This is a genomic window from Bacillus sp. es.036 (assembly GCF_002563635.1).
Classification (GTDB): domain Bacteria; phylum Bacillota; class Bacilli; order Bacillales; family Guptibacillaceae; genus Guptibacillus.
The window spans coordinates 2662387-2685963 of the sequence record NZ_PDIZ01000001.1 but is presented as its reverse complement, the minus strand read 5'-3'; the positions used below and the strand labels follow the sequence as shown (position 1 = coordinate 2685963).

26 protein-coding genes are annotated in these 23577 nt (G+C 41.4%); 19 read left to right on the top strand and 7 right to left on the bottom strand.

Features of this window, described 5'->3' with window-relative positions; translation table 11 throughout:
• The first annotated feature begins 72 nt into the window (after nt 1-72).
• From ATG70_RS13645 to ATG70_RS13600, 10 genes are all read left to right on the top strand, one after another.
• Nucleotides 73-429, top strand: a complete 357-nt coding sequence (locus ATG70_RS13645) for a HesB/IscA family protein (protein WP_098444834.1) — start codon at nt 73-75, stop codon at nt 427-429.
• A gap of 388 nt (nt 430-817) precedes the next feature.
• Nucleotides 818-1570 carry a sugar phosphate isomerase/epimerase family protein gene (locus ATG70_RS13640; protein WP_098444833.1) on the top strand — a complete coding sequence of 251 codons (753 nt, stop codon included), beginning with the start codon at nt 818-820 and terminating at the stop codon, nt 1568-1570.
• 129 nt (nt 1571-1699) lie between these two features.
• On the top strand, nt 1700-2689 hold the full coding sequence (locus ATG70_RS13635) for a LacI family DNA-binding transcriptional regulator (RefSeq protein WP_098444832.1): 990 nt from the start codon (nt 1700-1702) through the stop codon (nt 2687-2689).
• A 91-nt stretch (nt 2690-2780) separates the two neighbouring features.
• The gene (locus tag ATG70_RS13630; RefSeq protein WP_098444831.1) at nt 2781-4097 is read left to right on the top strand and encodes an ABC transporter substrate-binding protein; all 1317 of its coding nucleotides are present in this window, start codon (nt 2781-2783) and stop codon (nt 4095-4097) included.
• Nucleotides 4098-4250: 153 nt separating this feature from the next.
• Nucleotides 4251-5597 (top strand): carbohydrate ABC transporter permease, encoded by a 1347-nt coding sequence (locus ATG70_RS13625; RefSeq protein ID WP_098444830.1) that lies wholly within the window; start codon nt 4251-4253, stop codon nt 5595-5597.
• Nucleotides 5598-5633: 36 nt separating this feature from the next.
• Entirely contained in the window at nt 5634-6461 is an 828-nt protein-coding gene (locus ATG70_RS13620; protein WP_098444829.1) for a carbohydrate ABC transporter permease, read from the top strand.
• Nucleotides 6462-6482: 21 nt separating this feature from the next.
• Nucleotides 6483-7202: a ThuA domain-containing protein gene (locus ATG70_RS13615; protein ID WP_098444828.1), complete on the top strand. Its 720-nt coding sequence runs from the start codon at nt 6483-6485 to the stop codon at nt 7200-7202.
• Nucleotides 7203-7226: 24 nt separating this feature from the next.
• Nucleotides 7227-8255, top strand: coding sequence for a Gfo/Idh/MocA family protein (locus ATG70_RS13610; RefSeq protein ID WP_098444827.1), 1029 nt, complete (start codon nt 7227-7229; stop codon nt 8253-8255).
• 4 nt (nt 8256-8259) lie between these two features.
• Complete coding sequence (locus ATG70_RS13605) at nt 8260-9300, top strand: Gfo/Idh/MocA family protein (RefSeq protein ID WP_098444826.1); 1041 nt, start codon at nt 8260-8262, stop codon at nt 9298-9300.
• 21 nt (nt 9301-9321) lie between these two features.
• Nucleotides 9322-10290, top strand: coding sequence for a sugar phosphate isomerase/epimerase family protein (locus ATG70_RS13600; RefSeq protein ID WP_098444825.1), 969 nt, complete (start codon nt 9322-9324; stop codon nt 10288-10290).
• 44 nt (nt 10291-10334) lie between these two features.
• On the opposite strand, the gene ATG70_RS13595 is transcribed toward ATG70_RS13600, so the two are convergent.
• Entirely contained in the window at nt 10335-11156 is an 822-nt protein-coding gene (locus tag ATG70_RS13595; RefSeq protein WP_098444824.1) for an SDR family oxidoreductase, read from the bottom strand.
• Between the two features lie 188 nt (nt 11157-11344).
• Here ATG70_RS13595 and ATG70_RS13590 point away from each other — a divergent pair, with 188 nt between their 5' ends.
• Nucleotides 11345-11539 (top strand): hypothetical protein, encoded by a 195-nt coding sequence (locus ATG70_RS13590; RefSeq protein ID WP_098444823.1) that lies wholly within the window; start codon nt 11345-11347, stop codon nt 11537-11539.
• Between the two features lie 52 nt (nt 11540-11591).
• Here the strand turns inward: ATG70_RS13590 and ATG70_RS22810 are convergent, their stop codons facing one another.
• Together ATG70_RS22810 and ATG70_RS13585 are read right to left on the bottom strand one after the other, a co-directional pair.
• Nucleotides 11592-11720: a hypothetical protein gene (locus tag ATG70_RS22810; RefSeq protein ID WP_257147698.1), complete on the bottom strand. Its 129-nt coding sequence runs from the start codon at nt 11718-11720 to the stop codon at nt 11592-11594.
• A gap of 23 nt (nt 11721-11743) precedes the next feature.
• Nucleotides 11744-12751 (bottom strand): NAD(P)/FAD-dependent oxidoreductase, encoded by a 1008-nt coding sequence (locus ATG70_RS13585; RefSeq protein WP_098444822.1) that lies wholly within the window; start codon nt 12749-12751, stop codon nt 11744-11746.
• Nucleotides 12752-13120: 369 nt separating this feature from the next.
• Here ATG70_RS13585 and ATG70_RS13580 point away from each other — a divergent pair, with 369 nt between their 5' ends.
• The 5 genes from ATG70_RS13580 (at nt 13121) to ATG70_RS13565 (ending at nt 16708) form a co-directional block, all read left to right on the top strand.
• Nucleotides 13121-14323: an NAD(P)/FAD-dependent oxidoreductase gene (locus ATG70_RS13580; protein WP_098444821.1), complete on the top strand. Its 1203-nt coding sequence runs from the start codon at nt 13121-13123 to the stop codon at nt 14321-14323.
• Between the two features lie 224 nt (nt 14324-14547).
• Nucleotides 14548-15024, top strand: coding sequence for an NUDIX domain-containing protein (locus tag ATG70_RS13575; RefSeq protein ID WP_179886275.1), 477 nt, complete (start codon nt 14548-14550; stop codon nt 15022-15024).
• Nucleotides 15025-15212: 188 nt separating this feature from the next.
• Nucleotides 15213-15353, top strand: coding sequence for a YuiA family protein (locus ATG70_RS22540; protein WP_160920744.1), 141 nt, complete (start codon nt 15213-15215; stop codon nt 15351-15353).
• A 325-nt stretch (nt 15354-15678) separates the two neighbouring features.
• A complete protein-coding gene (locus ATG70_RS13570; RefSeq protein ID WP_098444820.1) occupies nt 15679-15996 on the top strand; it encodes a YuiB family protein in 318 nt (105 codons plus the stop codon).
• Nucleotides 15997-16117: 121 nt separating this feature from the next.
• Nucleotides 16118-16708: a 3D domain-containing protein gene (locus tag ATG70_RS13565; RefSeq protein ID WP_257147780.1), complete on the top strand. Its 591-nt coding sequence runs from the start codon at nt 16118-16120 to the stop codon at nt 16706-16708.
• Between the two features lie 48 nt (nt 16709-16756).
• Here the strand turns inward: ATG70_RS13565 and ATG70_RS13560 are convergent, their stop codons facing one another.
• On the bottom strand, nt 16757-17560 hold the full coding sequence (locus ATG70_RS13560; RefSeq protein ID WP_098444818.1) for a cobalamin-binding protein: 804 nt from the start codon (nt 17558-17560) through the stop codon (nt 16757-16759).
• Between the two features lie 15 nt (nt 17561-17575).
• Complete coding sequence (locus ATG70_RS13555; protein WP_098444817.1) at nt 17576-18058, bottom strand: divergent PAP2 family protein; 483 nt, start codon at nt 18056-18058, stop codon at nt 17576-17578.
• 296 nt (nt 18059-18354) lie between these two features.
• Here ATG70_RS13555 and ATG70_RS13550 point away from each other — a divergent pair, with 296 nt between their 5' ends.
• From ATG70_RS13550 to ATG70_RS13540, 3 genes are all read left to right on the top strand, one after another.
• Nucleotides 18355-19677, top strand: coding sequence for a Na+/H+ antiporter family protein (locus ATG70_RS13550; RefSeq protein ID WP_098444816.1), 1323 nt, complete (start codon nt 18355-18357; stop codon nt 19675-19677).
• Between the two features lie 126 nt (nt 19678-19803).
• Entirely contained in the window at nt 19804-20400 is a 597-nt protein-coding gene (locus tag ATG70_RS13545) for a sulfite oxidase-like oxidoreductase (RefSeq protein ID WP_098444815.1), read from the top strand.
• Between the two features lie 233 nt (nt 20401-20633).
• Nucleotides 20634-21368: an STAS domain-containing protein gene (locus ATG70_RS13540; RefSeq protein ID WP_098444814.1), complete on the top strand. Its 735-nt coding sequence runs from the start codon at nt 20634-20636 to the stop codon at nt 21366-21368.
• A gap of 40 nt (nt 21369-21408) precedes the next feature.
• Here ATG70_RS13540 and ATG70_RS13535 read toward each other — a convergent pair whose 3' ends face one another.
• Together ATG70_RS13535 and ATG70_RS13530 are read right to left on the bottom strand one after the other, a co-directional pair.
• Nucleotides 21409-22788: an N-acetylmuramoyl-L-alanine amidase gene (locus ATG70_RS13535; protein ID WP_098444813.1), complete on the bottom strand. Its 1380-nt coding sequence runs from the start codon at nt 22786-22788 to the stop codon at nt 21409-21411.
• 101 nt (nt 22789-22889) lie between these two features.
• Nucleotides 22890-23474, bottom strand: a complete 585-nt coding sequence (locus ATG70_RS13530) for a YiiX/YebB-like N1pC/P60 family cysteine hydrolase (RefSeq protein ID WP_098444812.1) — start codon at nt 23472-23474, stop codon at nt 22890-22892.
• Nucleotides 23475-23577 lie beyond the last annotated feature (103 nt).

The following is a 23577-nucleotide window of genomic DNA, read 5'->3' as shown; positions in this document are numbered from 1 at the left end:
GGTTCAATTGTTGAGCTTCGTTCGCTCACGCGGTATACTAGAAGTAGCATTACGGTGATTGGAGGGATTTTAATGATCCATTTATCTGAAGCTGCAGCAGCACAGGTAAAAGAAATGATGAAGCAAGAAGAAGGTGACAACCTTTACTTGCGTGTCGGTGTAAAAGGTGGCGGCTGTACTGGTTTAAGTTACGGTATGGGTTTTGATACTGCAATGAAAGCCGATGATCAAGCACTAGATCCTCAGCATGGCGTTACGATTATTATGGACAACGAAAGCGCACCGGTTTTAGATGGTGTGAAGATTGATTATAAACAAAACATGATGGGCGGCGGGTTCACCATCGACAATCCGAACGCGATCGCATCATGCGGCTGTGGTTCTTCGTTTAAAACAGCGACCAACGCTGGTACGCCGGAGAATTGTTAAGAATGAATTTGAAACTTCTCTATTGTTCTGTTTTTATAGAACGAATAGAGAAGTTTTTTTATGATATGTTTTAAGAAGTATCTCTATGAAAACAGCTGAAATGTTGTCTTCTTTACCACCAAGGGAAGAGACGAGATGTAAACAATGTGAGTATACGGATCACGAAACGTCTTGCATTTACTCGGTCAAGAACTGAAGAAACACTTGAAATTTTATGAAAGATAAAATTGTTTTTTGTCACAAAAAAGGGTTTTCCGTCGTTTTATCGAAAATTAGTGAATGATGGAGAAGTTTTATCTCAGAAGGAGAAAGTGAACCATTTGGTTTTTATATCATAACAATGGGATTAAACTATTAATTTATTCTTTATAAAAAAGGAGTGTCACAAATGATTGAAATTGGCGTAGGATTACAACTTTACACCCTACGAAACGAATGTGAAAAAGATTTTTTTGAAACGTTAGTAAGGGTAGAAGCCATCGGTTATGAAGGTGTTGAGCTTGCTGGACTTCATGGTCACAAACCGCAAGAAGTGAAGAACAAGTTAGATGAGCTTGGTCTGTCTGTCATCGCACATCATGTGCCAATTGAACGAATTGAAAATGAGTTAGAAGCGGTTATCGAGGAACAAAAAGTGTTAGGGAATACGCGGATTGTTTGTCCATGGTTACCTCCTGAAAGAAGAAGCCCTGAAGATTATAAGAAAGTAGCAGAGATCATGAAATATGCAGCGCTCGTTTGTAGTAAACAGGGAATGGAAATTGCCTATCATCATCATGATTTTGAACTTGGTCGTAGTATTGAAGGTAGTAACCTATATACCATTTTAGATGCACATGATGCTATCCAGGCTGAATTTGATATTTATTGGCTCAATCAAGTTGGGCATGATCCTGTAGAATGGATGCAAAAATTTGTAGGAAGAACACCAATCATCCATTTGAAGGACCGGTCTGATGATGAAAGAGAAGCAACGGTTATCCTTGGGACAGGAAACATCGCTATTGAAGAAGTGATTGAGCAGGGACAAGCTTGCGGTGTGCAGTGGTGGGTTGTTGAACAAGATGACTGTGACTTCGATCCGATTGAAAGTGTGACACAGAGTTACAAATATTTACGTGAAATTCAGCTAAAAAAATAAAAGCGTTATAATATTTTGAAAATAACGTTGAACATTATGTGAACTTGCGTTATGATGTTTGTAATCGATTTCATGAAATCGATTACAAAAGAAGGGAGGGTCTTTTGTACTTTCAGAGGAGGATGGAACATGGCAACAATTGCTGACGTCGCAGACTATACTGGATTATCACGAGCGACTGTGTCACGTGTCATTAATGATTATCCGCACGTATCCAAAGACAAGCGTCAATTAGTTCATGAGGCGATGAAGGAACTCGGCTATTTTCCAAACACGTCTGCTCGAAATCTGCGCAATCGTAGAACAAATCTTGTAGCGGTTTTGATCCCGAGGTTAACCAATCCCTTCTTCACGTTGATATTAGATGGCATTGAGAAAGTTGCAGAGGAAAATGGCTTTCAGCTTATTATTTGTCAGACAAAATCAAGTAAGAAGAAGGAACTTGAATTCCTCAATCTCTTGCAAACGAAGCAGGTTGATGGTGTGATCTTCACTTCAATAGAAAATGATTGGGAGCAAATTCAGCCATATACCGCTCATGGACCGATTATTCTATGCAACGAGTATCATCACGATGCGACAGTACCGATGGTTCGATTGAATCAAGTTCAGGGGAGTTATTTAGGGACAAAGCATCTGATTGAACGAGGGCATCAGCGACTCGCTTACTGCATGGGATCAACAAGTGGACTATCCAATGATCGCCGCAAAGGATTCTTTCAAGCAGTGGATGAAGCTGGTCTTGAAGTGAAATCAGAATGGATCTTCCATGATACATATACGATGGAAGACGGTGTAAAAACATTTAACCAAATTCTAACGTTAACAGAACGACCAACGGCCATTTTTACTGGTGGAGACGAAGTAGCAGCTGCAATGGTGAAGGAAGCGAAGCGAAATGGGCTAGATGTTCCGGGAGATATGGCGATTCTCGGATTTGATGATCAACCAATTGCAAGTATGATTGAACCAGAGCTAACGACAATTTATCAACCAGGTGCCGAGATTGGTAGTCGAGCGATGACTATTTTTATTGATTGTTTAAAAGGAAAGCGTGAACGCGTTAGACAAAGTGTAATGGAGCTACCGTTATCGCTTGTTATTCGAAAGTCGACTTAACTTGCCATTTATGTAAGCGCTATCTTTTTGTATTGAAATCGATTTCAAAATTGGTATCGATTTCAACAAAACTTAAGGGGGATTTCGTATTATGCGAATAGTGAAGAATAGTAAACTACTTTTTATCGTTTTGGCCCTTATCCTTGTTCTTTCAGCATGTAGTTCTTCAAATAATTCTTCAAGTAATACTAGCAACAATTCTAGTGATGAAAATGCGAGTTCAGGTGACGAAGAAAAAGTAACGCTCGTTTATGCTCGTGGTAAAGATGCAACAGGTGCAACCGACGTTATGGTTGAGGAATTCGAAAAGCAAAACCCTAATATTGAAATTGAATTCCGCGAAATGCCAACGGATACGGGAGCGCAGCATGACGCATATGTTACAATGCTGAACGCTGAATCATCTGAAATCGATGTGTTTGATATCGATGTGATCTGGCCTGCAGAATTTGCTCAAGCAGGATATGTTCTTCCTCTAGACCGTTTTATTGAAAAAGACGGCATCAACATGGATGACTACAACCAGGGGCCGGTAACAGCTGCAACATTTAATGGTAAGCAGTGGGCAATGCCGAAATTCATTGATACTGGAATGCTTTTCTACCGCTCTGACTTAGTATCTGAAGCACCAAAAACGTGGGATGACTTGATGACTCAAGCTTCTGAGCTAAAAGGTGAAGACGGTACGAAGTTTGGTTACCTCATGCAAGCGAAGCAATATGAAGGTCTCGTGACAAACGCAGTTGAGTTTGTCGGATCTTACGGTGGTGCATTTATTGATGAGAATGGAGAAGTTGTCATCAATAGCCCTGAAGCAATCAAAGGTATTTCAAAAATGGTTGAAATCGCAAACTCTGATTTTGTTCCAGGTAACATCAATACGTTCACTGAAGTAGAATCTCACACTGCTTTTATTGAAGGACAGTCTCCGTTTATTCGTAACTGGCCATATCAGTACTCTCTAGCAAATGATGAAGAACAGTCAAAAATTGTAGGAAATGTTGAAGTCGCTCCACTTCCTGAAGGTGATGCAGGATCAGCATCAGCGCTAGGCGGTTGGATGGCAGCCATCAATAATTTCTCTGAACACCCTCAAGAAGCGTGGGAGTTCTTGAAGTTTATGACTGGTGAAGAAGGACAGAAGATTGATGCGATTGAAGGCTCTCATGCTCCAACGCTACCAGCTCTTTTTGAAGATGAAGAAATTATCGAAGCGAACCCATTCTTTGGAGAAGAAGGATTCCAAACAGCACTTGAAGCAGCTGTTTCCCGTCCTGTAGCTCCAAACTACCCTGAAATCTCTGAAATTATTCAAATTCACATTTCTAAAGCAATTGCTGGAGAAGAAACTCCTGAAGAAGCAGCAGCTGCGATGGAAAAAGAGATGAATGAAAAGCTAGAAAAATAATAGAAAAGTTCATTAGCCTTCCACACGAAGGCTAATGTCTTTCCTACATACTTTGGAGAAAAGGGCTATAAGAAAATTTGAATTATCAAAAGCGGTGTCTAGCAATGTAACGGAACAATAAGACACCTTTTTCTTAAAGAGAGGAGCGTTGGTATGCAAACAGATATCGATCCAAAAGAGCCTATTAAAGTGGAGAAACAGCCCAAAAAGAAGAAAAAAAACGATGCGGTTGTCGGTTATTTACTTCTTGCCCCAGCACTGATCCTAATTCTAGCGATTTCTATTTGGCCAGTTTTCCAGTCATTTTATTTTAGTCTTTTCGACCTTCGTCTCAATGAACCGACAAAATCAGAAGTCCATCTCGATTATCAAATTGACCTGGACCGCTATTTGCAAAACTATCCCTTCCTAGTCGGGGCAATTAACTCTGAAATTGATAATGGAAATTCAAGTGAAGAGCTGACCGAGATGAAAACAACATTAGAAAATCTCGATGCCAGTATTAAAGAAAACCCGCAAGCAGCAGAAAATTATGATGTGATTAATGAAAAGCTAGACAAGTTTGAAAATATTCCTGACGATATGAAGTACGTTGAAATTGATGAAAGCGTAGCAGAGGATTTTACGTCTTCCGTTAAAGCAATCAATAATGATTTAATGACGATCAATGAAAATGGAAGTTTGGAAAAAGGCGATAAGATTGTTGGTTTATCATCCGCACTAACTGAAATTGTTGTTGAACCGAACTTCATTGGATTTGAACATTACAAAGACAATTTAACTGATCAGCGGATGTGGAAGTCTCTTTGGAACACGACTGTGTTTACATTTATTTCTGTTCTAGCTGAGCTCATTCTTGGTCTAGCTATTGCCCTCCTTATTAACAAAGCTTTCTTAGGGCGAGGATTGATTCGAGCAAGTATCCTAATCCCATGGGCAATTCCAACAGCTGTTGCAGCCCTCATGTGGAAGTTCCTTTATGATGGTCAAAACGGTATCGTAGCGAAGCTGTTTGAAGATGTTGGTTTAATTGATCGCATGGCCATGCTTCTTACAACTGATACTGGTGCCATGTTCTCTGTTATCTTTGCTGATGTATGGAAAACGACACCTTATATGGCATTGCTACTACTAGCTGGTCTGCAAACGATTCCATCTTCTCTTTATGAAGCGGCATCGATTGATGGAGCGAACAAGTGGAAACAGTTCGTAACAATTACCTTACCACTTTTGAAAACAAGTCTTCTCGTTGCTCTCTTATTCCGAACGCTAGATGCGTTCCGTGTGTTTGACTTAATTTACGTATTAACTGGTGGAGGTCCAGCGAACTCAACCGAAACGATCTCAATGCTCGCTTATACGTTGATGTTTACTCAGACTAATTTTGGTGAAGGTTCAGCAATTTCAGTTGTTGTGTTCATCTGTGTTGCCATCATCTCTGGAATCTTTATTAAATTACTTGGTGCTGAATTAATAAACGACGGAACTGGAAAGAAATGAGAATGTATTTTATCATGAAGAAGGAGGGCCAGCCAGATGAATAAGAAAGCGGGACCGATGTTTTACGTTTTCCTAGTTGTGTTTGTCTTTGTTGTCATGTTTCCGTTCTTATGGATGCTCGCAAGTTCGATTAAACCGCTAACAGAGCTCTTTGGTGAAAAAGCGTTCAATCCGTTTACGAATAACCCTACTCTACAAAACTATGTATCCGTTTTCGTAGACTATCCGTTTCCTCGCTATCTTTGGAATAGTACCGTTGTTGCGACGATCACAACTGTTTACACCGTGCTAGTTGCCTCATTCGCGGCGTACTCCATCGCGCGGCTGAATTTTAAAGGGAAACCGATTATATTGGGAATTGTCTTATCTGTATCCATGTTTCCACAAGTGGCGACGATTTCACCAATCTACATTTTTCTAAAGAACTTAGGACTTACAAATAGTTATCTTGGGCTAATTATCCCGTACACGACGATCACGCTACCTTTATCGATCTGGCTTCTCGTTACGTTCTTCCGCAAAATTCCGTTCGATCTTGAAGAAGCAGCGAAAATAGATGGCGCTTCATTATGGCAAACGTATTGGAAAGTGATCATGCCACTTGCCGTGCCAGGTATTTTTACCACAGCTATTCTAGTCTTTATTGCCGCATGGAATGAGTTCTTGTTTGCTCTTACGATTAACACGGCAGATAAGTTTAAAACCGTACCAGTCGGAATTGCGCTTTTCCAGGGACAGTATACGATCCCATGGGGCGAGATTTCTGCAGCGACAGTTGTTGTAACGGTGCCGCTTGTCATTATGGTACTGATTTTCCAAAGAAGAATTGTGTCAGGTTTAACATCAGGTTCAGTAAAAGAATAGATAAAATAGGAGTGGATTTGAATGCTTAACGTTACTGTATGGAATGAAAATCGTCATGAACAGAGCAGTGAAGAAGTAAGAAGCGTGTATCCAAACGGAATTCACGGTGCGATTGCAGAATTTCTCAAAGAGGATTTTGATGTAAAAACAGCAACTTTGGACGAGCCTGAACATGGCTTATCTGAAGAGGTGCTAAACAACACCGACGTTCTTCTCTGGTGGGGTCATATCGCTCATGAAGAAGTATCAGATGAAATCGTGAATCGCGTTCATAAGCGTGTTCTAGATGGCATGGGACTTATCGTGCTTCATTCCGGTCACTTTTCGAAAATTTTCAAGAAATTGATGGGAACCGGCTGTGATTTGAAATGGCGTGAAGCAGATGAGAAAGAAAGAATGTGGATTGTCGATCCAACGCATCCGATCGCAGAAGGACTTGGGGAGAAAATTGAGATTGAGCGAGAAGAAATGTATGGCGAGCATTTCGATATCCCCGCACCTGATGAGCTTGTGTTTGTAAGCTGGTTTGAAGGAGGAGAGGTCTTCAGAAGTGGCTGTACATATAAGCGAGGTCAAGGAAAGGTTTTCTATTTCAGACCAGGGCACGAAACGTACCCAACCTATTACCACAAAGATATTCAACGCGTCATGAAAAATGCGGTTGCCTGGGCCAAGCCTACAACGCTTCCAAAGCCAGTCTATGGAAATGCAGAACCGCTTGAAACTATAGCGTCTAAATAAGAAATGAATTGAGGAGGAGAAACCATGAATGAATTAAAAATTGGTGTTATCGGATGTGGGAGTATTGCGAAACACCGTCATTTACCAGAATACGCAGCAAATACACAAATAAAAATTGTTGCGGTATGTGACATTGTTAAATCAAGAGCGGATGAAACGGCCGTCCTTTATGGTGCGAAATCCTATGAAAGCTATGAGGAGTTGCTTCAAAATAGTGAGGTTGATGCAGTAAGCGTTTGTACGCCAAACTACCTGCATGCCCCGGTTTCTATTGCTGCATTAAAAGCAGGAAAGCATGTTCTTTGCGAAAAACCAATGGCAACGTCACGGGCAGATGCAAAAGAGATGATCGAAGCGGCTAGCACGAGTGGGAAGAAGTTAATGATTGCGCACAATCAACGATTCGTCCCGTCTCATGCCAAAGCAAGGGAGATATTAGCCAGCGGTGAAATCGGCAAAATGTATAGCTTCCGAACCGCTTTTGGCCATCCTGGACCTGAAGGGTGGAGCGTAGATGGCAAAGAGAGCTGGTTCTTTGAGAAGGATAAAGCATTTATTGGAGCAATGGGAGATCTTGGTGTTCATAAGACAGACCTTATTCGCTATTTGTTAAATGAAGAAATTGTAGAAGTCGGTTCATTTGTTGAAACAAGCGCGAAGGAGTTTGCGACTGTTGATGATAATGCAGTCTGCATCTTAAAGTCTGAGAGCGGTATTATTGGAACGCTAGCTGCAAGCTGGGCTTACACAGCAAGTGAGGATAATTCAACGATTATCTATGCTGAGAAAGCAATCCTAAGACTTGAAGACGATCCAGTGAATTCACTTGTTGTTCAGTATCAGACAGGTGAAGTCGTGAAATATGAACTTGGCGGCATTCAAACGAATGATCGTGGCGGTCAATCGAGTTCCAAGGTTATCGATCAATTTGTAGACAGTATTCTAGAAGACAAAGAAGTTCCTGTTAGCGGTACAGAAGGAATGAACTCGTTACAAGTTGTTCTCGCAGCACTAGAATCAAATGAAACGAAGCAAATCATTAACCTGAGGTGATCAAGTGAATAAATTACGTATGGGGATTATCGGGTCTGGCGGCATCGCTCAGTCCCGCCATATCCCAGCGTACCAACAGCTCTCTGAACAAGTAGAGTTGTTTGGTGTTTATGATGTCGATTATGAGAAAGCGAAGCAAGCAGCTCTCGTGTTTGCGATTCCGAATGTCTATGATGACGTTCAAGCCCTATTTAAAGAAGTAGATGCTGTAACGATTTGCACACCGAATAAATTTCATGCTGACCTTGCTGAACAGGCTCTTATTGCAGGTGTTCATGTTCTCTGTGAGAAACCCATGGCCATGACTGTAGAAGAATGTGATCGTATGATTGCAGCTGAGAAAACGTCTGGCAAAATTTTATCAATTGCGTATCATTATCGGTTTATGAAAGAACCGCGTGCCGCACGTCAACTCATTCAAGAGAATGAAATCGGTGATCCAATGGTCGCAAGAGTACAAGCTCTCCGTCGTCGAAAAGTACCAGGATGGGGCGTGTTTACGAATAAACAGCTTCAGGGCGGTGGAAGTTTAATTGACTATGGCTGTCACTTCCTCGATTTAAGCATGTGGTTGATGGGGAATGCGAAACCGGTTGAAGTGACTGGCACTACCTATAATCGTCTTAGCAAAACGCCTCAGCAAGTAAATCAGTGGGGGACGTTTGATCATGAAACATTTAATGTAGATGATCATGTAACAGCATACATTCGCTTTGATAACAACGTCTCCATGCTTTTTGAAACATCTTGGTCCGCTAACATTGCAGAGGACAAAGAAGCGGTGAGTATTTCTGGAAGCGATGGAGGAATTGATGTCTTTCCATTTCAATTAAATAAAGCACAGCACGGCATGCTATTAAACACGAGTAGCCAGTGGACACCTGGAAATGAAGATCCAGGATTGCCTCAAGCAGCAAACTTCGTTAACAGCTGCCTTGGCCTCGAACAACCGATCGTGAAATCAGAAGAAGCGAGACGCGTCTCACAAGTAATTGAAGCGATCTATGAAAGCTGTTCCACTGGTAGAAGCATTCGACTTGATTAATAACTTAAGAGGAGTGATCCTATGAAACTAGGAGTATTTACCGTTCTATTCTCAGATAAGTCATTTGAAGAAATGCTCGATCATGCAAAAGCGTCTGGACTGAAAGCGGTCGAAATTGGTACGGGGGGCTATCCAGGTGATGCGCATTGCAATCTAGATGAATTGCTCGAAAGTGAAGAAAAGCGCTCGGAATATCTTGATAAAGTTCATTCAAGAGGACTTGAGATTAGTGCGTTTAGCTGTCACGGAAATCCGATTTCCCCTGATAAGAAATTTGCTAAGGAGTGCCATGATACGTTCGTTAAGACTGTGAAATTAGCATCAGCCATGAACGTTCCAGTTGTGAATACATTCTCGGGAACGCCTGGAGATAGTGAAGACGCGAAAAACCCAAACTGGCCTGTTACGCCATGGCCAGCTGAGTACTCAGATATATTGAAGTGGCAGTGGGAAGAAAAGCTAGTGCCTTATTGGAAAGAGTGGGGGCAATTCGCGAAGGATCATAATGTGAAAATTGGTCTTGAACTTCACGGCGGTTTTCTTGTTCATACGCCATACACAATGCTCAAGCTTCGTGAGTTAACGTGCGATGCTGTTGGTGCAAACCTTGATCCAAGTCATATGTGGTGGCAGGGAATCGATCCAGTCGCAGCGATTAAAATTCTTGGGAAAGAAAATGCGATCCATCATTTCCATGCGAAAGATACGTATATTGATCAGGATAATGTGAATATGCACGGCTTAACGGACATGCAGCCTTATGGCGATGTGAAAACGCGCGCATGGACGTTCCGTTCTGTCGGCTGTGGACATAGCAATCAAGAATGGTCCCATATGATGAGTGCACTCCGCACATATGGCTATGACCATGTGGTTAGCATTGAACACGAAGATCCGCTCATGTCGATTAACGAAGGGTTCCAAACGGCGGTTAAGAACCTTCAGTCTGTCTTAATTGTTGAACAGCCAACGGAGATGTGGTGGGCTTAACTACAAAGAAACCCCGATGCAACCAGCATCGGGGTTTTGCTCACTTATTCCGTTTCCTTTTTCCACTGCTCATCAATAAGCATTTTACCTGGCCAAGTATACGCCATAATGCCGCCATCGGCTGTAATATCTTCACCTGTTACATACGAGCTATCGTCTGATGCTAAGAAAAGAGCAACCTTTGCCATTTCATCAGGACGTCCAAGTCTTCCAAGCGGTGTAATCCACTTGTTGGCATCTCTAAATTTCTGACCCATTTCTTCTTCTTTTGTACCTGCAAGTTCATCGATTAAAGGCGTTTCAATCGTACCAGGAGAGAGCGAGTTCACACGAATTCCCTGTCTTGCATAGTCGATTGCCATGGCTTTCGTAAAGTTCGTAATTCCGCCTTTAGCCGCATTATAGCCTGAACGATCAAGGTCAGCCGCTCGACCTGACATCGATGACGTGTTAATAATTGAACCGCCATTATCCATCATTAGCGGTAGTAAGTATTTGCTTGTTAAGAATGTACCGCGTAGATCAACAGAAATAATACGATCAAACAATTCAACCGGATATTCGTGTACTTTACCGCCTTCCTGATCCACTCCTGCGTTATTAAAGAGTACATCGATCGTGCCATATTCTTCTTTCACTTTGTTAGCGAAGCTTGTCACGCTATCCTCACTTGAAACGTCAACATGGTAGGTTTTTACGTTACCGCCGTCACTATTCAGCTTATCAGCTGTTTTGTTCATTTCTTCCGTATTCACGTCCGCACATAATACGGTTGCACCTTCTTTTGCGAAAAGTTCGACTGTTGCTTGTCCTATGCCAGTCGCAGCTCCTGTGATCACTGCTGTTTTATTTTGTAATCGATTCATGAGTAAATCCTCCTGCACTTGTATTTTAAGTCTACTTCGGGTTTACCCATTTCGAGAAGAAAATAATCATTTGGAATGTGTGGATAAGAAAATAATTTTCATGGAAAAACATGGTCCTGGTGTAAACTATTTGTCATATCTCAGGATTTCTAGCGGTGATAAAATGACTGTAGAAGGAGGGGATTGGATTGTTTACAGTAAAGATACATGAAGAGGGAGCTGGAGATCTGGAGGCCGAAACGTTTGATGTTCGCTACCAGGCAAATGTCGTTTTTAAAGAAAAAACGCTCGCTTACTCAAATCAAACAGGTCGATACGAAATTTCGTTAAAAGAAGATTCAGGTGAAGAAATTTTGGTTACTAAAGTTGGGCTTGGATGGTAAAAACACATACATATTAAAAACCCCGTACGCTTTGTACGGGGTTTTTAACGTTTTAGTGAGAAGAATGGAAGAGGTTCTGTTTAACCGTTTTCCAATTCGGTTTTGGCGTTTCTTTTAAACTGGTATAAAGAGAATAGCCAAGACCTGCGACCATAACGATGATAAAAAGAATTTGATCCATGTGTATCCTCCATTTCGTAGGACTTATTTTTTCTTATCGAAGAGGCTTGTGCTGTGAAGCGGCTGTACCTTTGCATCAGGATCCATATAGGATTTGGCATTGTTAACAGCTGTCGGAGCTTCACCAAATCCAGATGCGATGAGCTTCACTTTCCCATCGTATGTAGCCACATCACCAGCAGCGTAAATGCCGGGTACGTTTGTTTCCATCTTGGAATTAACCACAATTGAATTCTTTTCGATCTCGAGACCCCATTCTTTAATTGGTCCAAGGGAAGAGATGAAGCCATAATTTACGATAACCGCGTCAACGTCTTTCGTAATTGCCCCTTCGCCTTTAACCTGCTCGAGTACGACTTGGTTAATACGGTCTCCGTCCCCAATAAACTCGGTAATGTTATATGGCGTTTGAATGTTAACAGAGGAGTTCATAAGCTGTTCCACACTATGCTCATGTGCTCTGAATTTATCGCGACGGTGAATAAGCGTTACCTCTTCAGCAATTGGCTCAAGCATGTTCGCCCAATCAACAGCGGAATCTCCACCACCGGCAATCAGAACCTTTTGACCAGCAAACGCAGTAAGATCATTCACAAAATAGTGAAGGTTTTTCCCTTCATAAAGATCGGCGCCTTCTACTTTAAGACGTCGTGGTTGGAATGCGCCAACACCGGCAGTAATGATCACTGCGCGCGTATAATGCTCATCACCCGTATTTGAACGAAGATAGAGTGTACCGTCTTCTTGCGTTGACACTTCTTCAACAGACTGTTCTAACACAACGTCTGGATTAAATTGATTAGCCTGTTCAACAAGATTGTCCACAAGGTCTTGTGCGAGCACCTTTGGAAAACCGGCAACGTCATAAATGTATTTTTCAGGATAGAGTGCAGAGAGCTGCCCTCCAAGTTGAGGCATACTTTCAATTATTTTAACCTTAAGTTGGCGCATACCACCGTAGAATGCGGTGAATAAGCCAACAGGACCTCCACCAATAATCGTTATATCATAAAGTTCTTGTTGGTCTGTCATAGTCAGTCCCCCTAAAATTTAATACTCTGCTTTCATTATTATAATCATAATGAAAACGGAACTAAACCCCTAAGGTGAAAACACCTCTAGAACTTTTATTATAAAGGTTGAAAAAGGAAATAAAAAAGAATATGATTAGAATGGAGCGTCAGATTTGAAAATTTTATGACAAAATGCGTGCTGGATCAACATTTTTTTGGTCTGGAACGTGAAATACTTAACAATCTCTTTTGATTATACGAAGGATTGTTTATTTTGAACCAAGAGATTCCTTATAATCAGCGTTTATTGACGTTTCACGATAGGACTATGCAGGGAAATTAACGATATGTCCGAAAAAAATACCGATAAAAGGTGGATGTGATTCAAGTGAGTAGGCCAAAAATAGCAATTCTAGGTGCAGGGTACGGCGGAATTATGACAGCAGCTCGTCTTCAAAAAGAGATGGGATCAAACGAAGTGGAAGTAACGCTAGTGAATAAGCACGACTATCACTACCAAACGACGTGGCTTCATGAGCCAGCTGCAGGTACAATGCATCATGACAAAACGCGTATTATGATTAAAGACGTTATTGATATGAACAAAATTAAATTTATTAAAGACACGGTTGTAGAAGTTAAGCCGGATGAAAAACGCGTTATCCTTTCAAATGGTGAACTTGAGTACGATTATCTTGTGTTAGCACTAGGCTTTGAGCCAGCTACGTTTGGTATTAAAGGCTTGAAAGAAAACGCCTTCAGTATTCGCAGCGTAAACTCTGTTCGTAAAATTCGTGAGCATATTGAATATCAGTTTGCGAGCTACAACAATGAGTCAGATCGTCGTGATGATCTTCTAACCATTATCGTTGGTGGTGCTGGATTCACTGGAATCGAGTTTGTCGGTGAATTAGCCGAACGTGTACCTGAACTTTGTAAAGAGTTCGATATCCCACGTGATCGCGTTAAGATTATTAATGTGGAAGCCTCTCCAACTGTTCTTCCAGGATTCGACGAGGAACTTGTGGAATACGGCATGAACCTTCTTGAACGAAAAGGAGTAGAGTTCCGTACGAGTACGATGATTAAAGAAGTTACTGAAGACGGTGTCATCCTCGGTGAGAACGAAGAAGTGAAAGCTGCTACAGTTGTTTGGACTGGTGGCGTTCAAGGAAATTCGATCGTTGCTAATTCTGGTTTCGAAACAAACCGTGGTCGCGTGCCTGTTCGTAAAGATCAGCGTACACCGGATTACGATAATGTTTTCGTTGTTGGAGACTGTGCGCTTCTGATTAATGAAGAAATTGATCGTCCGTTTCCTCCAACGGCTCAAGTTGCGATCCAAGCTGCTGGAGCTGTTTCTAAGAACTTATTAAACCTTGTACGTGGTAAAGAGCTTGAAAGCTTTACACCGGACATCAAAGGGACAGTGGCATCACTTGGAAAAGGCGAAGCAATTGGTAAAGTTGGAAACAAGAAACTTTATGGAAGCACAGCGTCTGCTATGAAAAAAGTGATTGATAATCGCTATCTGTTCATGCTTGGTGGACCAGGGCTTGTCTGGAAAAAAGGAAAGCTTAAGTTATTTTAAGATCATCAGATAAAGAGGGCAAAGACATGATGTCTTTGCCTTTTTTCGTATCATTAAGTCGTTTTTTAAAACGATAGCATGAATCATTCTTTAGAAGAAAAACGGTGGCTGCCGTCTTAAAGGAATGGACGACTAGCCACGTTTTTCTAATCTATTCAATCGAATAGGGGCTATGGTAAAGCTTATGAGCGATCGACTTTATTTATACCTAGGGGGATGTTGTCTTGAGTAAACGAGGGAAAGTGTGGCTTGCCGCTGCAGGCATCGTTGAGTATGAAGGAAAGTATCTTGTTGTGATGAAGAAATATGGTGGCTTAAAAGGAAAGTGGTCCTTTCCGGCTGGGTTTGTTGATCCAGGAGAAACGATGGACGAAGCCGCTGTAAGAGAAGTTTACGAAGAAACAGGTATTGTAGCCGAAACGATTGGCATTGCCGGTATTCGTTCCGGTGTGATTAATCACGATATTAGTGATAATTTAGTTGTTTTTCATATGAAAAGAACAGGAGGGACCGAAATATCGGAGACGGCAGAAATTGCAACTTGTGCCTTTTTAACAAAGGAAGAGCTTCTTGCAGATCCACGAACCTCTTCGATGATCCCCTCTTTCTTAAATGGAATGGATCAGTTTATGTCAGAAATGAATCCTGGTAATCAGTTTCAGTACACCACATATAAATTGATGTATCATACGCCTAAGTAGCGTAGGTGAACAAGAGTGAGCAAAATTGGATTCTATCATAATAGCTGAAATGATTTGATAATTAACGAAATAGTCTGATAATAATAGATGTATCCGCTTACACAGGCTGTCAGGCAGAAATTTGAGGTTTTTCTTTTTCAACGATTCTTGATATATTATCAGAAAATTACAACAAAGGAGTGGTTGATGTGAGAAGACAACAAAATAAGGCGAAAGCTACAGACTGTCCTTATTGCCAGGGGAAGGGGTACTTTCAACTGCTTCTTGGTGGATCGGAAACATGTGATAATTGTGGAGGTAGTGGAGCTAAACAAAATCCAACAAGCTAAGCGCTTAAAGGCGCTTAGCTTTTCTTTTGTTCAACATAAGAAGGTATATCACTCATGGAAGTCTAGATTCAGTGTTCAATTGAAAGCCTTCCGCTTTTTAAGATCCAGCTACGACTCGCAGAAACTCCGATATTTCACTCTTTCACCAGAACACAAAAAGCGTGTTCTAGTTCAAGAGTTCCAATATCTCCGTTTCTAAACGCTCGTCTTCGCTTTTCATTGTCGGACCTACCAGGCCGCTTCCGCTTTTCTTTGTTCACTCTCCGTTCATTGACTAAAAAGGGACAATCCAGTAAACTAACAATGATTACTTGGGGGTGAAACAATGGCTATTCCACAGCTGATTATTTCGATGCTGTTGTTTATTGTTCTTTTCTTTGGGATTGGATTTCTGCTTAATATGCTCCTTCGTTCAACTTGGATCATGGCAGTTGCTTATCCTGTAATCGTTATCATGATCATTGATAACGTTTCGTTCTTTCAATATTTCTCGTCACCGGGTTCTTCTTTTAAAGCGTTAGGAACTGACCTTCTTTCTCTTGGAAGTGCCGATGCGATTATTTTATCCGCTGGCCTTGTTGGAGCAGTCTTTGCAGGTGTTGCAATTCGAATGCTTCGTGTAAGAGGATATCAAATGTTCTAAAAGCTTCGCCATTTGTTGGCAGAAGCTTTTTTTGCGTCATAGAATCCGAGTAACGGAATGAATAGCTTTTCACTTCTCTGGAAATGAATAGACCATGAGAGGAGTGGAAGATGTGCGAGTCATTCTGCTGATCGCAAAAGGTGTCGCGTTTACCGGACTTTTTGCAGCAGCTTTGCTATCAACTTATTTATTATTATCTGGTCTTTCGATTAATGATGTCTCAAAATGGCTGTTTCCTGAACAGGTCGTATTCAGTAAAGAGGATCGCTTGACGCTTGCGAAGTCCCAGGATTGGTCGCAGTATCCCGTTCACACAGTAACGGCAACTGGTTATACAGCGGGAGAAGAGTCAACGGGGAAAACGCCTGATCATCCTGCTTATGGAATTACCTTTTCAGGGGTGAAAGTGAAACGTGATCTTTATTCCACGATTGCGGCTGATACGTCTGTATTTCCAATTGGAAGTGTTCTATTTATTCCAGAATACGGATTTGGTGTTGTCGCAGATACAGGAAGTAAGATTATAGGGGATCGTATCGACCTGTATTACGACACCGTTCAAGATGTTTATACGGAATGGGGAAAGAAAAAACTGGACGTTTATCTCATTCAAAAAGGAGAGGGGACGTTAACAGAAGAAATGCTCCAAACCTTGAATGAAGAAGAATCGATGCAAGTGTTTAGACAAGAGTTAATGAGCGAAAAAGAATAGGAAAAAGCAAAACGTCGGAGAAGCGCTTCTCCGACGTTTTGTATCGTGCTATTTTTCTAGAAACATGTCTTCACCTTCAAAAGCAGGATAGCGTTCAGGATGAAGGATCGCAGCTAGTTTCACGAGCCCAGTCAATAAACGAGGAGATGGACGACAATATAACCATTCTTCAAGGACATGAATGGGCCGATCCTGAAGCTGCTCCCAGTCTGATCGTTTTTTTATGAGAGCTGGATTCACTTTATTTTGACGAACACCCACCCATGCAAGACAAATATGATCAGGTTTACGATCTATGACGTCTGCCCAGTCTGTTTGCACGGAGGCGAGTTCCACATCTCGAAATAGGTTCTTCGCACCTGCTAGCTCGCTTATTTCAGTTAGCCAGTTTGTTTTTCCTGGAGTGAAAATCGGTTTTGGCCACCATTCCCAATAAATTTCTGGTTTGTCTGGGATCTGCTCACTAATTTCTTTGTACTGTTGTATCACATCTCTAAAACGATTGGAAAGAGAAGCGGCTTTGCGCGCCTTATTCGTAAGTTCCCCGAGGGTAACGATATCGTTGCAAATGTCTTCAAGCGAATTGGGATTTAAGATGGTGTATGAAAGTCCAAGTTTGTCGAGACCTTCAATGTTTTTTTCCATTCCAGGTACGCTTAGAGAAGCAAGGATGAGGTCTGGCTCTAGCTCCTTCACTCGTTCTAAGTCAATTGAAAGATCTGGACCAAGCTGTGGTAGACGAGTGATTTGCTCGGGCCAGTCCGAAAAGTCATCAACTCCAACGAGCTGATCGGTTAAGCCGAGATAGGCACACAATTCAGTATTGCTAGGACATAACGAAACAATGCGCATCAAAGTCCTCCTTCTTTAAGCAAGTTGAAAAATGTAATAGAGAATTATAGTTGAGATGATACCAAGTAAACCACCGACAAGAACTTCAATAGGCTTATGGCCAAGCAGTTCTTTTAATTCTTCAATCTTTTCTCGCTCCTGTTTTTGCTGCCAGTTTTTGGCTTCAGATACAAATCTATTAAAATTCATCACAAGCTGGTTTAAGACAATCGCTTGTTCCCCCGTTTGCCTACGAACGCCTGTGGAATCAAACATGACAATAATACTGAACATCGCAGCAACGGCGAAAATAGGTGAATCCAGCCCTGTTTCAAGGCCAACGCCAGTCGCTAACGCTGTTGTGGCAGCAGAGTGAGAGCTTGGCATCCCACCTGTGGCATTAAATAAGGACCAATTAATTTGTTTTGTAGCAATAAAGTAGATCGGTACTTTTAAGAACTGCGCAAACACAACACCGAATAGCGCTGCCCAGAGCGGAAAGTTTAACAAAATATCCATGAGTGACAACATCTTCCTTTCTACATGATTCCTATGAATGGTGTACCCGAAGAATTAGAAGTTAAATCGAACGAATGGTGAAAAAGAGGCTGACTAAGGTGTGAATTGGACTGTTTAATGCGAGATAAACAAGCCTTTTGATATGTAAATGATCAGTTTATTATACCATATGACACTGTATTTGTAGTTGGCGTTCAGCTACAAACGGCAACGTCTTCCATTGACACAAAAACTCTTTCGTGTTAACTTATTAGTGATTTACCAAACTAAAGGATTTGTTGAAAGGTTGTTGCACGATGAATGCCGTTATTCTTGCTGTTTTAATTATGCTAGGCCTTAGCCTATTTCGTATACATGTTGTCGTCGCTCTTGTTGTCGGCGCAATCGCTGGTGGTCTACTTGGAGGTTTATCTCTTGATGATACCATTACAGCGTTTAGTTCTGGGCTTGGAGGCGGAGCTACCGTTGCATTGAGCTATGCATTACTTGGAAGCTTTGCCGTTGGTCTTACTCGCACCGGACTACCTGAATTAATCGTAGAACGTGCGTTAAAACTCGTTAATCGTCAGGGCGGCGATCGGAAGAAAGGGCTCGCAAAAGTACTTATTCTTTTTATCATTCTCTTGATTTCTTGTTTCTCACAAAACCTTGTTCCTGTTCACATTGCCTTCATCCCGATTCTGATTCCACCCATTCTTCAAGTCTTAAATGAACTTGGACTGGATCGTCGGGCCGTTGCAGCCGTACTAACATTTGGTTTAACTGCACCATATATTCTTTTGCCTGCTGGATTTGGGAAAATATTTCATGAAATCCTTCAGTCAAATATGGCGGATAGCGGGATGGATATTGAACTCTCTTCGATTCCAACGGCGATGCTTTTGCCAATATCTGGCCTTGTTGTAGGTCTCGTAATTGCTGTATTCGTTTCGTACCGCAAGCCTAGAACGTATAAACAGCTTTCCATTGCTCAGGAGGATTCACCTGAAACATATACCTATTCAAAAAGGTCGATCATCTTTGCGGCTATCGCTGTTCTTGTGACACTAGCCGTTCAAATACCAACTGAGTCCATGATCCTTGGCGCGCTATCAGGAATTATCGTCCTTTACGTAACAGGAAGTATCCGCTTATCCGAGTCAGAGGCCATTTTAACTGACGGAATGAAAATGATGGCGTTTATCGGATTTGTCATGCTTGCTGCGAATGGTTTTGCTGAAGTGTTAAGACAAACGGGAGAAGTTGAATCTCTTGTGACACAGGCGTCAGGATTAATTGGAGACAATAAAGCCTTAGCTGCACTTCTGATGTTAATCGTTGGACTGTTTATTACAATGGGGATCGGGTCATCGTTCTCCACGATTCCAATCATCGCAGCGATTTACGTTCCACTCGCAATGGAACTTGGGTTTAGCCCGATGGCAACGATTGCGCTTGTAGGAACAGCTGCCGCACTCGGTGACGCTGGTTCTCCTGCATCTGATAGTACACTTGGACCAACGTCAGGATTAAACGCCGACGGCCAACATAATCACATATGGGACACAGTAGTGCCAACGTTTTTACACTACAACATTCCACTCATCCTATTTGGCTGGATAGCCGCGATGATATTTTAAGTAAGAAAACACGGAGAGCGATCTTCGTGTTTTTTTCGATCATACTCCCTATTATGGTGCATTCTATAAAAGTGAATGGAGACATTCTGTTACACTAATAGAAAAGAAGTTGAAAAGAGGTGCAGCATGTACTTTGGAAAAGAAAAGGAACAGAACAGTGATCGCACACCGCCTAATCAGCGCGTCACGACGGGATGGCCTGTTCTTCACGTTGGTAACGTTCCGTATTATGAGAAAGATTTGTCTAATTGGGACTTAAGAATAGGAGGACTAGTGGATCGTCCTACTGTGTTTTCGTTTCAGGAGTTACTTACGTTACCCGAAGCATCAAAAAAAAATGACATCCATTGTGTAACAGGATGGTCTAAATTTGATAATGTGTGGGAAGGGATTGCTACAAGGACTATTGCGGAGCATGTAGGGATTCGAAAGGAAGCAAAATTTGTTATGGTCGAAGCAGAAGAAGGATGGACAACGAACCTTCCGATTGAGGACTTTCTTGCCGAAACAAGTTTACTTGCCTACAAACATAACGGAGAAGTGTTAACCCCAGAACACGGATATCCATTTAGGCTAGTTATTCCACATCTGTATTTTTGGAAAAGCGCAAAGTGGATCCGTGCCATTAAATTTCGTTCGGAAAACCAGCAGGGATTTTGGGAGCGAAATGGTTATCATATGTATGGAGATCCGTGGAAAGAACAGCGCTTTGCATGGGACTAAAAAACTGCCGATTTCGGCAGTTTTTTAGTTCTGAAGAAATTCCTCGTCAAGCATTATCTTTAAATGAAAAAATGTTTCATTTGAAGAAACAGGGATATGCGTTTAAATGTAGAAAGTATAATTTAGAATGAATGATGCAAGAGTAGGCACATAGCTGAACAAGAGCCAAAAGAGGATATAGGTTGATGCACTCTCCTTATCAATCATGAGAAGAAATTAATAGGAGTGATGAATTGAGTAAATTGCAGGATCATATAATGAATCATTTATCATGTGGCGTTCTGGCGATTGATCTGGATTATCGTGTAATTCAGGTGAATGAAGTGGGGGAGAAGATTTTAAAAGTGAATCGGAACGAGATATTAGGTGAAAGTGTGTACGATATCTTTCCCATGGCTCCAGAAGAAGTGCGTCATGTGGAGCGAACGGTTCAAACAGGACAAGAATATTTTATTGAAGCTATGCCCTACCAATGGGGGAAGTTCAATATGTATTTAACCGTCCAGACGAAGGCGTTAATGGATTCGAACAAAATGTATGGCGCAATGGTGGAATTTCGAGATATGACACACGTTTATCAAAAGCAAGAAGAGTTGATTGAAAGAATGGAAGATATGGCCGTGAACGTTATTCCGCTCATGGATCAACTTGGACTGTTACCGATTCAACCTGTCGTGGAAGAAGTGGGCTTTCATTATCTACTTGATATCGGACTTCAAAAAGTAGCGGACATGAAGGTCAATACGCTTATTATGGACTTATCATCTATTACATATTTAAATGACGACTTTACAGAGATGATTGCAAAGCTTTGCGGTGCGTTAAATCTGCTTGGGGTGGACATTATGATTACTGGCGTTAGGCCTGAGACTGCACTAAGGTGGGTGTCATCAGGTACGGATTACATAAAAACAACCTATCATCCTCACGTACAGGCAGCTCTTTCGACATATAAAAATAGTAGATAAAAAGAGCGTTCCGAAAAGGAAGCGCTCTTTCTTTTGGTTATTAAATTTCCAGGTTTTTGATTGTAGTCTTCAGAATGTTACGCTCTTTTTCAACTGCTTTTAGAGCAGATTCCACCATTTTTTTGTACAATGAGAGAATGAGTTGACCGTAGGTTGTTCCCGGAACAGCCCATTTTCCATTCAATGCTTGCCACGTTGTTGCGGAGCCTCGTGTTACGAGGTCAAAGCGCGGATCCACTTTTTGGTCAAAAGCAGGAAGTGGTGACTTCGACGCATAAGCAAAAAGGTGTTGAATGTGAGCGAGAACGCCAGTTGATGCATTAGGAAAAGTTGCGCCACGAGCTCCTCCCCCAGTTGCACCGATTCCAGCAAAGTTATTTTGCTCAGGCTTCACGTCGCCTGTAAAACGGAAAAAGTTTGTTTCATGAAGCGCCTGCGCATAAGCGATATCGCCTCGAATGTTGTACTTTTTACTATGTGACAAATACAGTTCAGCTAAATCAGGTGCACCTGGATTAATGCTTCTTGCGTAAGCATCCATTTGTTTGGCTGTTAATACACCATCTCCCTGGATTTTGTAGCCTTTGTCTGGCACAGGAGGAGGTGGAGATGGAGGCGCATCTCCTTCAATGAGAATAAAGGAGTCAAATCCTGCTTTAGTTAGTTTTTCAACTAAGGCTTCAGCATTTTCTTTTTCACTGAAGGCGCCTGTCTGAACGCGATAAAATGTTTTCTTGTCAATGACTGTTGTTGAAATAAATGCACCAAACCCGTTTTGAATTAGTTTAGCAAGATGGATTTCAGCATTTTCTCGATCACTAAAGGATCCGGCAATCACTTTATACAATGTACCCTCAATCGGCTTGGCCTTTAATGGAAGTTTCAAGGTTTCAGCCGTAGCGTCCCCAAGAACTGTCGATACATCCATGATAAACGCAGGATTTGTTAGAAGGTTAAGGTCTTTTTCATTATCAATAAAGAGAACTTCAATAAGTAAAGCGTTCATCTTCGTTTCACGCAACACGTGAAAATTTGCTCGTTTCTTACCACGGTCCAGTATGTTGTATTTCTTTAAAATATCTTTAGCGATTCGATTGTGAATGCTCGTTTGAAGTTGCACCGTCTCATTTGGGACAGTCCCATTAAAAATAAATGTTTCAAATCCACTTCCACCAGATGCGTTATTGTGAATACTTAGGAAGAAATCTGCCTTTATTGCATTTGAAAGATCAGTTCTTTGTTTTAGTGAAAGTGTTTTATCCCTATCGCGCGTTAATACCACATCAACTTCGTACTTCGAAACAAGACGATCTCTCACCATACGAGAAATTGCTAGGTTAAAATTTTTTTCTTGAAAGTTTTTATACGTAGCACCCGGATCTGAACCGCCGTGCCCTGGATCAATGACAATTAATGTCATGATGCTCCCTCCATTACAGTTGGATAATAATAGTATATTTATCCCGAATGGTTTTGTCTGGACAAACCATAGAAATGCGAGGGGATTTATGAAAATGGGTTTTAAGGGACAAGTTCGAAGAGTGGTCGCACATCCGGATTACTTGCAATATGCTCTGGATAAATGAATCCACGACCATCGTCTGGGAACGAGATCCCTGCTTTTTGGTAGCATTCTTGGATAAACTCGGAACAAATGTATTTATCATTTGGAATAGATTCCAGGTCGTCAATAACGACGCTAGCAAGTATTTTAAGAATTTCTTCAATATCATAGAATTTCCCTGTTAAATCGGCGCCTCTTCTTAACATCGCATTTCGTTTGATGTCGTCTAAGCCTTTTACCTGGTTATGGCGAATGAGATACAGTTTTCCTTTATAAGGCTGACCAGAATTACGATAATCATTAAAATAATGAGAGAGAGGAACCATTCGGACCCCAAAGCTTTCAACACTTTCAAGCAACATTAAGCGGTCCATCCAATGAAATAAGAGGGCGACGTGACTGAATTTCGAATTGGATACATTTTGAATGATTTTACTAACAGGATAAGATCCGCTACAAAGGAGTAGATCACCCGTTTGAATAGCGTTGCGAACAGACTGATAGTTTTTAACGGTTAAGTTAACGTAGCGATCGGCTTTCATGATTAACCTCCTTATTCATGATAACTACTCTTTTGTAGTTAGATAGAATGAACGGTTTTCCTTCTTTTTACCAATAATTCATTCTCATGAAAAAGTTTTTGTA

Coding starts and splice junctions, on each gene's coding strand:
- ATG70_RS13630 (WP_098444831.1), top strand. CDS start 2,781: ATGCGAATAGTGAAGAATAGTAAACTACTTTTTATCGTTTTGGCCCTT.
- ATG70_RS13535 (WP_098444813.1), bottom strand. CDS start 22,788: ATGACATTAATTGTCATTGATCCAGGGCACGGCGGTTCAGATCCGGGT.
- ATG70_RS13595 (WP_098444824.1), bottom strand. CDS start 11,156: ATGAATCGATTACAAAATAAAACAGCAGTGATCACAGGAGCTGCGACT.
- ATG70_RS13615 (WP_098444828.1), top strand. CDS start 6,483: ATGCTTAACGTTACTGTATGGAATGAAAATCGTCATGAACAGAGCAGT.
- ATG70_RS13545 (WP_098444815.1), top strand. CDS start 19,804: ATGTACTTTGGAAAAGAAAAGGAACAGAACAGTGATCGCACACCGCCT.
- ATG70_RS13550 (WP_098444816.1), top strand. CDS start 18,355: ATGAATGCCGTTATTCTTGCTGTTTTAATTATGCTAGGCCTTAGCCTA.
- ATG70_RS13585 (WP_098444822.1), bottom strand. CDS start 12,751: ATGACAGACCAACAAGAACTTTATGATATAACGATTATTGGTGGAGGT.
- ATG70_RS13530 (WP_098444812.1), bottom strand. CDS start 23,474: ATGAAAGCCGATCGCTACGTTAACTTAACCGTTAAAAACTATCAGTCT.
- ATG70_RS13560 (WP_098444818.1), bottom strand. CDS start 17,560: ATGCGCATTGTTTCGTTATGTCCTAGCAATACTGAATTGTGTGCCTAT.
- ATG70_RS13570 (WP_098444820.1), top strand. CDS start 15,679: ATGGCTATTCCACAGCTGATTATTTCGATGCTGTTGTTTATTGTTCTT.
- ATG70_RS13640 (WP_098444833.1), top strand. CDS start 818: ATGATTGAAATTGGCGTAGGATTACAACTTTACACCCTACGAAACGAA.
- ATG70_RS13635 (WP_098444832.1), top strand. CDS start 1,700: ATGGCAACAATTGCTGACGTCGCAGACTATACTGGATTATCACGAGCG.
- ATG70_RS13555 (WP_098444817.1), bottom strand. CDS start 18,058: ATGGATATTTTGTTAAACTTTCCGCTCTGGGCAGCGCTATTCGGTGTT.
- ATG70_RS13645 (WP_098444834.1), top strand. CDS start 73: ATGATCCATTTATCTGAAGCTGCAGCAGCACAGGTAAAAGAAATGATG.
- ATG70_RS22810 (WP_257147698.1), bottom strand. CDS start 11,720: ATGGATCAAATTCTTTTTATCATCGTTATGGTCGCAGGTCTTGGCTAT.
- ATG70_RS13600 (WP_098444825.1), top strand. CDS start 9,322: ATGAAACTAGGAGTATTTACCGTTCTATTCTCAGATAAGTCATTTGAA.
- ATG70_RS13610 (WP_098444827.1), top strand. CDS start 7,227: ATGAATGAATTAAAAATTGGTGTTATCGGATGTGGGAGTATTGCGAAA.
- ATG70_RS13625 (WP_098444830.1), top strand. CDS start 4,251: ATGCAAACAGATATCGATCCAAAAGAGCCTATTAAAGTGGAGAAACAG.
- ATG70_RS13620 (WP_098444829.1), top strand. CDS start 5,634: ATGAATAAGAAAGCGGGACCGATGTTTTACGTTTTCCTAGTTGTGTTT.